The organism is Vibrio sp. Isolate30 (assembly GCF_022397975.1).
Lineage (GTDB): Bacteria > Pseudomonadota > Gammaproteobacteria > Enterobacterales > Vibrionaceae > Vibrio > Vibrio fortis.
On record NZ_JAKEUS010000001.1, the window covers coordinates 963,486 to 977,128 of the forward strand.

Below are 13,643 nucleotides of genomic sequence, written 5' to 3' on the forward strand. Positions count from 1 at the left end.
CCTAGCTGGTTAAAACTCTCGATAACATCGTTAGAAATTTTGATTGTAGAATAACTACTTATCGAAAATTTCTTCCTTGTTTTCAAGCGTTTTTCCTGCGCTATTTATGCTCATTTACTTACTGTGATTAGTATAACAATTAGCGCACTCGATATTGATAGCGCTCTATGGTTACTGGAATGAAATTGACCTTAATTAGTAAAACAATTGCCTTCGCACTTATTACATTCGGTGCACCTTCTGTGTTCGCAGAAAATACTGATCACGTACCAGTTACAGTGGAACAGGCAACGACTCAAACTTTTACTTCTTCAATTAATGAAGTTGGTAAAATTCGTGCCACTGACTCTGCTGCACTCACTTTTAGCGCATCAGAAAAGCTTCTCAAAATTCACTTTAAAGATGGTGATTTTGTAAAAAAAGGCGATGTAATCGCACAACTGGATGACACGACAGCTAAGGCTGATTTAGACAAGGCAAAAAGTTCACTGGCTTTAGCCAAATCTAAACTCAAGCGTGTGCAAGAGCTACTCAAAAAGCAGCCGGATTCAATGTCTCAACAAGATGTTGAAGAACTCAAAGAGCAAGCAAACTTGGCAGCCGCAGATTTCCGTCAACAAGAAGCACTAATGAACAATTATGTGTTGGTTGCGCCGTTTGATGGTCAGTTAACCAACTTTAGCCACTCTGTTGGCAGTCGAATCGACAGCTCTAACGTGTTGGTGAGTTTGATCAAACTTGATCCGGTTGAGGTTCAATACTCAATTGGACAGTCAGACTTAGGCTCTGCAAAGCTTGGTCAACAGGTATCGATTGAAGTGGATGCTTTTGCCGGAGAAACGTTTAAAGGGGTAGTGGATTATATTGCTCCAGCTGTTGATGAGAGTTCAGGTCGTGTCGAGATCCACGCTCATATTAAGAACCCCGATCATCGCCTTGTTCCGGGTATGTTTGCCAAATTAAACCAAGTGACTAGCGATGAGGCTCCGGAGTTAGTGGTATCTCAAAACGCAGTCCTTGCTAAAGACAATACTCGTTTTGTTTGGGTGGTGAACGGTGAGACGATTGAACAAAGAGTGGTTGAGCTTGGCGTTAACACTAATGATGGTCACGTTGTCATTGAAGATGGGCTGCTACTGGGTGAAAAGATTGTTGTCACTGGTCAACAGAATCTAAAAAAAAGCTCTTTGGTTAAAGTGATCAACACCGCACCAACGGAATCGGTATCGGAAACAACAACCTCTGTAGAGGTACATGGCGGGCCGAAAGCCTATTTAATTCATGAACCGGAAAACACATCATCGGTAGAAAATGGTTCAGATAGCAATTCTCCAGAAACCATTCAACCAGAAACGACAGAATCAGTGATTTTAGATTCAAAAAATGAAAACTCACCACAAAAAAGCACGGAAGCGAAGCAAGTAGGAGTCAACAATGAAGCTTCCTGAGATTTGTATTAAGCACCCAGTGTTTGCATCGGTGCTTAGCATCGCTATTGTATTGATTGGTCTACTATCTTTTCAGAAATTATCCATTCAATACTTCCCTGAACATAAAACACCATCGGCTACGGTTACAGCCGCGATCAATGGTGCTAGTGCAGAATTCATGTCACGTAATGTTGCAGACAAGCTGATAACAGCAGCTACTGGGCTTGATAGCGTGAAAACTATGACCACAGACTGCCAGGAGGGCACTTGTAGTCTAAAGATCATGTTTGAAGATGACGTTGACGAGGTTGAATACACTGGCTTAATGAACAACCTACGCAGTAGTGTTGAAGCAATTGGTGATTTTCCGCCGAGTATGACAGATCAACCAACGGTAACGGATGACTCTTCCGACACAAGCATGCCGAGTAACGTGATCACCTTTGTTAACTCAGGCAACATGTCAAAGCAGGAGATGTTTGATTACATCAGCCAACAAGTTGTACCTCAATTCAAGCACATTCAAGGTGTGGGTGGCGTGTGGGGACCATATGGTGGTAGCTCGAAAGCCGTACGTGTTTGGTTACAACCGGATCGTATGATGGCTCTCAACATCAGTGCGTCTGATGTCGTCGGCACACTTAGTTCTTACAACGCGACCTTTACGGCGGGTACGATTAAAGGGCAAGTTCGCGATTTCTCCATTAACCCTGTAAACCAAGTCACCAGCGTTGAAGATGTTCGTGATCTTGTAATTCGAGTCGACAATGGAAAGATCATCCGCGTTGGCGACATTGCCGATGTGAAAATGGGTGAGGAGAGCTTAACGCCAAGCATTCTCCGTGTAGATGATAAGCTGGCAATGTCTATTCAAGTTCTGCCACTTAAGAGCGAAAACCCAGTTACGGTAGCAGACCGAGTTAAGCTGCAGATCGAAGATATCCAGTCGCAGTTGCCAGAAGGCATTGAGATGAAGATGGTTTACAACCAAGCTGACTTCATCAAAGCAGCAATAGACCAAGGCTTTATGACGCTAGTAGAGGCCGTTGTTCTGGTATCGGCGGTTGTGGTTATCTTTTTGGGTTCTTTCCGAGTCGCTTCGATTCCAATTATCACGATTCCAGTGTGCGTTATTGGCGTATTTGCTGTGATGTGGGGACTAGGCTTTAGCATCAACGTTCTCACCATATTGGCGATCATTCTCGCAATTGGCTTGGTAGTGGATGATGCAATTGTGGTTGCAGAGAACTGTTATCGCCATATTGAAGAGGGCGAGACGCCACTGAATGCCGCGTTAAAAGGGTGCCGAGAGATCGTGTTCCCAGTGATTGCGATGACGCTAACTCTAGCTGTCGTTTATCTACCTATTGGTTTGATGGCTGGCCTAACAGCTGATTTGTTTAGACAATTTGCATTCACGTTGGCTGCGGCCGTGATTATCTCTGGTTTTGTGGCGTTGACCTTGTCGCCAATGATGAGTGCGTACCTAATGAAGCCGGTATCCACGCCTGCAAAATGGTACTCAGTTGTTGATTCCAAGCTGAATAAACTATCAGACTACTACAGTGCTGAGTTGAACAAATGGTTTGAACGCAAAGCTCTGATGACAGGAATTGCTTTAGTCATGGTGGCTTTGTCTGCGGTTGCCGTATGGAAAATGCCTCAAGTCTTACTACCAACTGAAGATACTGGCTTTGTAGAGGTGACATCAACGCCCCCAACAGGTGTTGGCCGTCAGTACCATCTAGACAATAACGCCCAGCTTAATCAGGTATTTAAAGACAACGACTCTGTGGAAGCGAACTTATCTTACATCGAAGGTACGCCAACGAACCACGTTTTGCTAAAGCCTTGGGGCGAGAGAGAGAAATCCGCAGATGAACTGGTTAATGAGTTCATTGCTAACGCTAAAAGCAGTGTGTCAGCTTACGGCATGTCTTTTAAAGTGCGTACTGCAGATAACCTTAATATCGCGACTAACATGGTTCTTGAGCTGACGACGGTGAATCGAGATACCGATGCGCTGTCTGAAACGGCACATAAAGTCGTTGAAGCTTTAGAAAGCTATGAAGGTGTGACCAACGTAAGCAACTCTATGTTACGTGACCAACTGCGCTATGACCTTTCAATCGATCGTAATGCTATTGTGTTGTCTGGTGTTGATTATGGCAATGTGACTAATGCACTCTCGACCTTCTTGGGTTCGGTGAAAGCGGCTGACTTGCAAGCAGACGACGGTTATACCTATCCGATTCAAGTACAAGTTAATCTCAATGCTTTAGGTGACTTTAAGGTATTAGATAAGCTATATGTCGATTCGGAATCTGGTCAGCGACTGCCATTGTCTCAGTTTGTATCGATCAAACAAGTGACCTCTGAATCGAACTTCAAAACCTTTATGGGGCAAGACAGTGCTGAAATTACCGCTGATTTAATGCCTGGTTTTACTCCGAGTGACGTAAAAGCATACGTTGACCAAACGGTACCAGAGCTGCTTGATGAGTCTCAGAGTTATGAATTCAATGGCGTGGTGAAAGATCTTATTGATTCGAGTGCAGGGGCACAGGTTCTATTCGTGTTGGCGCTTGTCTTTATCTTCCTAATCTTGGCGGCGCAGTTCGAAAGCTTTGTTGATCCGATGATCATTCTACTGACAGTACCACTGTGTATTGTGGGGGCTGTTTTGACTTTATCGGTATTTGGACAGAGCTTAAATATCTACTCTAAGATCGGTTTGCTAACCCTAGTCGGTTTGGTTACCAAGCACGGTATCTTGCTGGTGGAATTTGCGAACGAACAGCGCAAGAAGGGGGCGACAGCAAAACAAGCAGCGGTAGTGAGTGCACGTTCTCGACTCAGACCCATTCTAATGACGTCACTGACAATGATACTTGGTTCATTACCATTGGCACTGGCAGAAGGGCCAGGTTCATTGGGTCGCATTAATATCGGTTTAGTCCTAGTTGGTGGCTTAACCGTTGGTACTTTCTTCTCATTGTTCCTAGTACCCGTGGCTTATGTTGGAATGGCAAACCTAAAAAATGCCGACCTCCTTGCCAAGTTGAGAACGAAAGCGGCTTAACGACAAATTCTGACAAACAAGTCTGATAAATTTGGCGCAGGTGAGATTGAATTGTTCACAATTTCACCTGCGCCTTTTTCTACCAAATTCTTGGTTCAAAGCGCGATTTTGTTTCACTTTTGAGAATTTTGTTAATAACCATCTCTGTATTTCATAAATATGACACCCTGTCATAAAACTGTAGTAAAAGACCTGTAAGCAGTGATTCTCGATCACTCTCTCATTTATTTAATCTTTGAAAATTCACAGTCTGTTAACATATAAGACTGTGTTCTAAGTCTCGTTTAATGCTTAGTGTTATTGATAGAGTGCTCACTAAAGGTCGTTATTTACATCAGATGTATTATATGAATATTAAAAATAAACTATTTTCATTGGGTCTATTCTCAATACTAGGGATGGTGTCTCTACTATTCACTACTTCTCATTTTACTCGAACGGGTGAGCAACTCCACGAAGCTACGTTGATCACCAAAGAGTTAGAAGTCCGCTTGCTCAACCTACGTCGAAACGAGAAAGATTTTCTCCTTCGAAGCAACATCAAATACTTAGATAAGTTTGAAAACAACTATCGTCAGTTTCAGGGGTTAGAATCTCAATTGACGGCCGTGCTTGAAGACTTGAATCTGGCTAATACAGCTCAGCTAAGACAGGATATTGCCGATTATCATAAAAGTTTTACTGCGCTGGTTGCGGCATACCAGGTTTTAGGTTTGTCCGATGATCAGGGTTTATTGGGTCAGTTTCATGAAGACTTGGCGATTAGCTTTGCACGAGCTACAGACGAAGAAAGACTTGCGATGTATCAGTTCAATGAATTGGTTGAGCAGGGTAGCCTTGATCTGAATTTACTGTCGAATGCTCAAGCAAGCTTTTTAAATTCCGCTCAACAAGTTGTCGATCAAAAAATGAAAATTGGTCTTAAACATGATGAGGGATTGCTAGGAGAAGCGCGCGCAGCTTCGCACAAAGTAGAAACTCAGTTTAAAGAATTTTCTGGCCTGCTAAAAGACACGACGGCTGAACAGCTCGCTAAACTCAATCTCATCAACAATGCGCTGAGTGGTACGCTACTTGTAGTCATCATTGTTTTGAGTTGGTTGATTGTGCGTTCTATCGTCGGTCGTATTGAGTCGCTGCTGACTGTTATCCGTCGCATTGTCGATTCGAACGATGTCTCAATTCGTTCAGAGTTAAAAGGGCACGATGAGCTGGGTTCATTGGGTGAATACTTCAATCAGTTGTTGGATCAGTTAGAAAAACTGATCTCTGTATCTCAGAAGAAGTCTCAGCAGCTCACTTCAAGCACATCTAACATGCACAATGAGCTGGAAACGGTCATCAAGCAGTTTGATGTTCAAGCTAACCACACAGGCGAAATGACCGTTTCTGTGCAAGAGATGGTATCTACAATCGGTGAGATCTCAGAAAGCACAGCAATTGCCGCTGAAGGCGTACAAAAAGCCCGTCTTAATGCAGATAAAGGTCGTGAGGTTGTGGTTGAAACCATCAATAACATTACACAACTGTCTGAGCGTTTATCGAGTAGCCAAGACTCTATCAGTTCATTGAACCATCATGTTGATCAGATTGGTGATGCGGTGAACATTATCCAAGGTATTGCTGAGCAGACGAACCTGTTAGCACTGAACGCTGCGATTGAAGCAGCACGTGCAGGCGAGCAAGGTCGCGGTTTTGCGGTAGTAGCGGATGAGGTTCGAGCTTTGGCAAGTCGTACGCACCAATCAACAACGGAAATCACCAACGTTGTGTCAGCGATTCAAAGCCAGATGGAAGCGTCAATGGCGGAAATTGGCGAATGTAACTCGCAAGGCCAACGTACATTAAGTGATTCTGAGTCTTTAGATTCAAGTCTACAGCTCATCCTAAGTGATATGGAAGACATCCAAGGCAATTCAGAGCGTATCGCGTCTGCGATAGAAGAGCAGGGTGCGGTTATGGCGCAAGTGAGTGATTCAATTACTGAACTAAGTGCGATCTCGAACCAAAACACAGCTTCGGCTCAGCATTGTTTGGTTGAAGTGGATAAGGTTGCGGCTCAAGCGAGCGAAATGGACAGTGCGGTCGCACAATTCAAAACGTCATAAGCTTTGGTCGTTAAACAATGGATAGCTAGAACAATTGAGACCTGAATTTCTTACTTGTTAAAACAATAGGCAAAGGCGCACAGTTAAGTGCGCCTTTTTAGTTTTTCTTGAATACTGTCTTCGTCAGGTACCGTTATTGATCTATAGAACTGGCATTAAATCAGCGAAAAATAAACGAGTTAGAAATCGTAGTTAAGGTTCATGGAGCTGTAAATCTCGGTATTACTTTGGTCTGAGGCAACGGTTGTGTTGTAGATATACTCAGTATCGAATGTGAGGGCTAGATTCCCCATCAGGATGTTCTTTAAGTATCCCTTTAAATTGTAATTGGTGTTCTCTTCACCGTAAGCAATACTCGCATTTCCCCCAATAGAAAAGCTCTCCGTAAACTGAACCGTCCCTTCGAGCGAGCCGCTGGCAATCAGTTCGTAGTTCATCTGCGAGGGAAATTCCTCATCAAAAGATTGTCTTTCCGTTATACGATAACCCGGACCCATTGAGCCGTTTAGAGTGACGTGGTTTGTTTCATAGAAGTGTCTACCGAGACCTGTCATTGCAATCCACTGGTCGCGATAGGTACCGTACTGATCATGTTCGAATCGAATCCCGGCAACCGTATAGGTTCTTGAGTTGATGTCGTAGGTGATTCCATAGTTAGTTGTATATCGGTTGGTACCATCTTCGCCGTTTTCTGCGTCGGTGTAGTAGGTATCAAATTGAAACCTATGCCCCCATGTATCGCCTTTGTAGCCCAAAGAGATCCCCGAGTTAATGGAGAGTGACGTGCTGGTATTTTGTGAATAGATGAACCCCAGTTTGGTGAGTCTCGTGTAAGGGGATTCATCAATTTCCTCTTCAACCTCAATGGAGCTAAAGACTTTTGGGCTGGTAATAAGGGCAGTACTTACAAGTAATGCCATGTAATGATGTTTATTCATGGTTGATTTACAGCTAGATCAGTAGATAAAAGCAAATAACAAGTGGGCAACGAGCCTGACTTCAATTGAGCCTTTGATTCTACGTACCGAGGTCAATAAGCAACCTGATTTGAGGCTGAATGATATTCAACAATGATTGTTTAGGTGTTTTAGAAGTGAGTGGAAGTCGGAGTAAGGGGGGAAATGTCGACTGATGCTAAATAAAAAGGAAAGAGCTCACGAACAAATCGAGAGCTCATTATTTCCAAATTTCAGTCTACTACGCTTGACGCTGTCTTTTAGCAACCAAAGTGAAGCGGTAATCGTTCGAAGTGAAATAGTTACGACTGTATTCGAATACAGTGTCATCGGCTAGATAACCGCGCGTACGCTTTTCAATGATCGGTTGCGCTGGATCGATCCCGAGTTGCTCGGCAATATCAGCTGGTGGAAGAACCGGTACCAGTTCCTGTTCACTGCGATCGATCACCATACCTTTTGTTTTTTCAATGAAGTCATACTTTGATTTTTGCATCACCTGATAAGTGAGATCTGGAAACAAATCAACCGGTAGCCAGGTCTCTTCAACGGTAATGGGATTGTTGTCCATGTGGCGAACACGTTTCACATAGAAAACCATTTCCCCTTCGCTGATGTCTAAATGCTCAGACATGGCAAGTGAACACGGTTTTATTTCAAATGCGAGAACATTACTGTGAGTCACAACATCTAAGTGCGCCCATTTTTCTTGGAAGCTCGATTGCTGGTAGATGTCGTAATTGATCTTGTTCTCTTTGACATAAGTACCGCTGCCTTGAACACTTTCTAACTCATCGTTTTCAATCAATAGTTTTAATGCTTGTCTTACAGTAACGCGACTGACTGAAAATACTTCCCTGAGCTGCGCCTCGGTTGGCAGTGCTTCGCCAACTTTGTATTCACCAGACTTGATCTTGTCTCGGATTGCATCGGCGATTTTGCGATACATCGGAAGTCTTGCCATTTTTGCCTCATTAGTTCCCTAGGGAGACTAAACTTAAATAATTTGTTGTTAAATGCCGTAATTTGACGGTACCCAATAACCTCGAATCACATTAGGGTGATAAGCGTATGGGTATCTTTAGTGCTTATAATACAAATTAAATGGTACATCTCAAGCTTTCTTGGCCATTTGAATGATATCTTTAAAATACAAATTGAATACAAATTTGCATTCATGAGATCATGATCACGGATTATATGTCTCCAAGTTGTATTATTGTCATCGTCGACAGGGAGAACTGTCGCACTAATCCGTGACAATGGGACAGAAGGTTATGAAACTTACAACTCTAACTAACAAGTCGCTCGTAAATCTGCAAACAACGTTTAGCAGCCGAGAAGAAGCGATTAATGCACTTGCTGAACAACTGGATCAGCAAGGCAAACTACATGATAAACAGCAGTATCTTGATGCTGTATTTGCTCGCGAAGCGCAAGGCCCTACAGCATTGGGCGAAGGCCTTGCAGTACCTCATGGCAAGACTGATGCGGTTAAAGAGGCTGGTTTTGCAGTTGCTACACTTAAACAAGATATGAAATGGAAAGGCCTTGATGAAGATGAAGATGTGAATCTAATCTTCTTGATCGCGATTCCAAATGCAGAAGCGGGCTCTACCCACATGCATCTGCTTACTGAATTGACCACAACACTTGTTGATGATGATGTTCGCGAAGCCGTATTGAAAGCGACAACTGCTGAAGAGATTTTCACGCTATTAGATGGTGAAAATCAAACGGAAGATGAACAATACAACTTAGATACAAATGCGCCAGCAATTGTATGTGTTACTGCTTGTCCTGCGGGCATCGCTCATACCTATATGGCCGCTGAGTATTTGGAAAAAGCGGGTAAGAAGCTGGGTTACAACGTTTATGTTGAGAAGCAGGGCGCTAATGGCATTGAAGACCGCTTAACTGCTGACCAACTTAACAGTGCCGTTGCTTGTGTCTTCGCAGCCGAAGTCGCAATCAAAGAGCTTGATCGCTTTAACGGTATCCCACGAGTAGAAACTCCGGTAGCAGAGCCGATTAAACACGCTGAGCGCATTCTAAATGACGCGATTGATGAATCTAAAAATGGCAATGGCGCTGATCGCACAATGGCAACAGATGATAAGCCGAAGAAATTGCCACTTAAAACTGAGCTCAAGCAAGCGCTTCTTTCAGGTATCTCTTACGCTGTTCCCCTAATCGTTGCTGGTGGTACTGTTCTTGCTGTCGCTGTTCTTATCGCTCAAATTTTTGATCTGCAAGAGCTGTACGCAACCAAAGACTCTTGGTTATGGATGTACCGCAAATTAGGTGGTGGTCTACTAGGTACACTGATGGTACCTGTACTGGCGGCTTACACGGCATATTCTTTAGCTGACAAACCTGCGTTAGGCCCAGGCTTTGCTGCCGGTATCGCAGCAAACCTCATTGGCTCTGGCTTCCTTGGCGGTGTCGTTGGTGGTTTGATTGCTGGTTACGTAATGCGCTGGGTGAAAGAGAACGTTCGCCTTAGCCCTGCATTTAACGGCTTCTTGACCTTCTACCTATATCCAGTGATCGGCACGTTGGTCGCAGGTTCTCTGATGCTGTTTGTTATCGGTAAACCCGTTGCTATGTTGAACCAAGGTTTGACGGATTGGCTAAATGGTATGTCGGGCACCAATGCTCTGCTTCTTGGCGCAATCATTGGTCTATTCGTTTCTTTCGACCTTGGTGGTCCAGTAAACAAAGCGGCTTACGCATTCTGTTTGGGTGCAATGGCAAACGGCGTTTACGGTCCTTACGCAATCTTCGGTTCCGTTAAGATGGTTTCGGCGTTCACTGTAACTGCTTCTACAATGATTGCTCCACGTTTATTCAAAGACTTCGAGATTGAAACGGGTAAGTCGACTTGGCTTCTTGGTCTAGCGGGTATCACCGAAGGTGCAATCCCAATGGCGATTGAAGATCCAATCCGTGTTATCGGTTCGTTCCTACTCGGCTCTGTAGTGACGGGTGCAATGATTGGTGCTGCAGGTATCGGTCTATCAACACCGGGTGCTGGTATCTTCTCAATCTTCTTACTTCACGACGCTGGTTTAGGTGCTTTCTCTGCCGCAGCAATTTGGTTTGGCGCAGCACTTATCGGTACGATTATTTCAACAATTACTCTTCTAGTTTGGCGAGGCCACGCTGTAAAAAAGGGTAAGTTTGAAGTGCAAACCGCAGCACAAAACTAACTAAATTCTGAGTTAACTCCTTAACTCGCTCAATAAATATAACGAACAACACTGGCTGTCCTAATTTCTGTGCTCCTAACGTTTTATTCACACAGAATCTGGGCGTGGATTCTTGCACCCTAAATTTAGTGGCAGCCAGTTTTAATCCCTTGAAAATTTTAGATATTAGCGGTTTTGAGTGTCGAATCCGCATACTTAGGTAAATCACTATGACTACATCACGCGTTCATATTACTCCACACATGCACTGGGATCGTGAATGGTATTTCACAACGGAAGAGTCTCGTATTCTTCTAGTGAACAACATGGAAGAGATCATGCAGCGTCTTGAGAACGACCCTGAATATAAATATTACGTTCTCGACGGACAAACAGCAGTGTTGGAAGACTACTTCGCAATTAAGCCAGAAAACAAAGCTCGCGTGAAAGCATTGGCCGAAGCCGGTAAGCTAATTGTTGGTCCTTGGTACTCACAAACTGACACCATGCAAGTGTCTGGTGAGTCTATCGTTCGTAACATGATGTATGGACTACGTGATTGCCTAGAGCTCGGTGAGCCGATGAAGATTGGTTATCTACCAGATTCATTTTCAATGAGCTCACAATTGCCAATGATCTACAACGGTTTTGGTATTGATACTGCGATGTTCTGGCGTGGTTGTTCTGAGCGTCATGGTACTAATAAAACCGAATTCCTGTGGCAATCGAACGACGGTTCTGAGGTTATGGCACAAGTGCTTCCGCTAGGCTACGCGATTGGTAAATACTTGCCTCAAGATGAAGAAGGTTTGCGCGCTCGTTTAGATAAGTACTTCCCAGTACTAGAAAAGCCATCAGTCACCAAAGACATCTTGTTGCCAAACGGCCATGACCAGATGCCAATTCAAAAAGACATCTTTGAGGTGATGGATAAGCTGCGCGAAGTTTACCCAGATCGTGAGTTCATGATGAGCCGCTTCGAAGAGGTGTTCGATCGTATCCGCCAAGAGCGCGACAACCTAGATACTATCAAAGGTGAGTTTAACGATGGCAAATACATGCGTGTTCACCGTACCATCTCCTCAACGCGTATGGACATTAAACTGATCCACGCAGAAGTAGAAAATAAGATTGTGAACATCCTAGAACCACTAGCATCAATTGCATGGTCACTGGGCTTTGAGTACCACCACGGTCTAATCGAGAAGATGTGGAAAGAGAGCATGAAGAACCACGCTCATGACTCTATCGGTTGTTGCTGTTCAGACAAAGTACATGCTGAGATCTTAAATCGTTACATCCTAGCGGACGATATGGCATCAAACCTAATCAACTTCTATAAGCGTAAGATCGTAGATCATATGCCAACGCGCGAAGGCTGTGACAAGTTAGCATTCTTCAACCTGTCTCCTTATGAGCGTGAAGAGGTGATTAATACAACGATTACCATCCGTGCTAACGAATTCAATATCTTTGATGAAAATGGCAATCAAGTTGAGTACTACATCCAAGACCAACGTGTGATTGATCCAGGTAAGATCGACCGCCAAATCGTTCACTACGGCAACTACGATCCGTTCATCGAATACGACATTCAAATCAAACGCGCGGTTCCTGCAATGGGTTACACCACGCTACACATTGAGGCGAATGCGAAAGGCCACAATATCGTTGCTGAACAAAAAGACTACCTATTAGAGAACGAATTCTACCGTATCAATGTGAACGACAACGGCACGCTATCGGTTTTCGATAAAGAGACCGAGATGCTGTTTGACCAAGTTCTTCGCGTTGAAGACGGTTCAGACGATGGTGATGAGTACGATTACTCTCCATCTCGCCAAGAATGGCTGCTGTATTCAGATGAATTCAAAGCAGAAACCAGCATTAAACATGAAGGCTTCCAATCTGTAGCAACCATCAAACTGCGCATGAATGTGCCTGCAAACCTACAAGAGCGTGAAGAGCGCACTGGCCAAAATGGCTTTGTTGATGTGGATTGCCAAGTCGTATTGAAGCAAGGCTCTCGCCGTATCGAAGTTCGAATGGAGCTCGATAACCAAGCAGATGATCATCGTGTACGTGTTCTAGTACCCACTCCGTTCATCTCTGAAAATGTCGTTGCGGATAACCAGTTTGGTCTGATTACACGCCCAACGAACGATCCAGCAATGGCTGTCTGGGAAGAAGAAAAATGGAAAGAGGCTCCGGTACCTGTTTACCAACTGATGAACTTCGCTGCAGTCGAAAACAAGACTGGTGGTATGGCGTTGATGACAAACGGTCTGCGCGAGTTTGAAGTCATCTCAAGCAAAGGTAACGAAGAGCGTGACACATTTGCTCTGACTCTACTGCGTGGCGTTGGCGTGCTAGGTAAAGAAGAGCTATTACTTCGCCCTGGTCGTCCTTCTGGTATCAAGATTCCGACACCAGATTCTCAAACGCGCGGTAAGTTGGTTTGTGAGTTTGCTCTGTTTGGTTTCGCAGGTAATCACATTGACGCAAACATCATGGCAGAAGCTCGTGACAATGTAACGCCAATCGAATGTTACAACAAAATCCCATACAACGCGATGAAGCTAAATGTTGGCGAACAAGATAAGCCTCTGACTTACTCATTGTTGAACAAAGAGCAAAAGGGCGCGGTGTTGAGTGTACTAAAGAAAGCTGAAGACGAAGATGCGTTAATCCTCCGTGTATACAACCCAGCAGAGTTTGGCGAAGTAGCGGACAAGATTCAGTTTACTCAACCTGTAACGTCTTGGCTTGAAACGAGCATGGACGAGCAAGTTCGAGATACACATGTAGAAACACAGACCTTTGGCACTCTGAAGGCGTGTCAGGCGAAATCATTCCAAGTGAAATTCTAAACTAAG

The 13,643-nt window shown here is 44.1% G+C and carries 7 protein-coding genes; 5 read left to right on the forward strand and 2 right to left on the reverse strand.

The window, feature by feature from the left end; genetic code table 11:
• The first annotated feature begins 179 nt into the window (after positions 1–179).
• The 3 genes from L1D60_RS04240 to L1D60_RS04250 all read left to right on the forward strand — a co-directional run bounded on the left by L1D60_RS04240 (position 180) and on the right by L1D60_RS04250 (position 6,620).
• Complete coding sequence (locus tag L1D60_RS04240) at positions 180–1,448, forward strand: efflux RND transporter periplasmic adaptor subunit (protein WP_239839888.1); 1,269 nt, start codon at positions 180–182, stop codon at positions 1,446–1,448.
• The gene (locus L1D60_RS04245) at positions 1,435–4,512 is read left to right on the forward strand and encodes an efflux RND transporter permease subunit (protein WP_239839889.1); all 3,078 of its coding nucleotides are present in this window, start codon (positions 1,435–1,437) and stop codon (positions 4,510–4,512) included. The genes L1D60_RS04240 and L1D60_RS04245 overlap by 14 nt, the downstream gene beginning before the upstream one ends.
• 398 nt (positions 4,513–4,910) lie before the next feature.
• A complete protein-coding gene (locus L1D60_RS04250) occupies positions 4,911–6,620 on the forward strand; it encodes a methyl-accepting chemotaxis protein (RefSeq protein WP_239840450.1) in 1,710 nt (569 codons plus the stop codon).
• 179 nt (positions 6,621–6,799) lie between these two features.
• Here L1D60_RS04250 and L1D60_RS04255 read toward each other — a convergent pair whose 3' ends face one another.
• Together L1D60_RS04255 and L1D60_RS04260 are read right to left on the reverse strand one after the other, a co-directional pair.
• Positions 6,800–7,540, reverse strand: a complete 741-nt coding sequence (locus tag L1D60_RS04255) for a DUF481 domain-containing protein (protein ID WP_239840451.1) — start codon at positions 7,538–7,540, stop codon at positions 6,800–6,802.
• A 277-nt stretch (positions 7,541–7,817) separates the two neighbouring features.
• On the reverse strand, positions 7,818–8,540 hold the full coding sequence (locus L1D60_RS04260) for a GntR family transcriptional regulator (RefSeq protein WP_239839890.1): 723 nt from the start codon (positions 8,538–8,540) through the stop codon (positions 7,818–7,820).
• A 313-nt stretch (positions 8,541–8,853) separates the two neighbouring features.
• Here L1D60_RS04260 and mngA point away from each other — a divergent pair, with 313 nt between their 5' ends.
• Positions 8,854–10,788, forward strand: coding sequence for a PTS 2-O-a-mannosyl-D-glycerate transporter subunit IIABC (mngA, locus tag L1D60_RS04265; protein ID WP_239839891.1), 1,935 nt, complete (start codon positions 8,854–8,856; stop codon positions 10,786–10,788).
• Positions 10,789–10,997: 209 nt separating this feature from the next.
• Positions 10,998–13,637 (forward strand): mannosylglycerate hydrolase, encoded by a 2,640-nt coding sequence (gene mngB, locus L1D60_RS04270; protein ID WP_239839892.1) that lies wholly within the window; start codon positions 10,998–11,000, stop codon positions 13,635–13,637.
• Positions 13,638–13,643 lie beyond the last annotated feature (6 nt).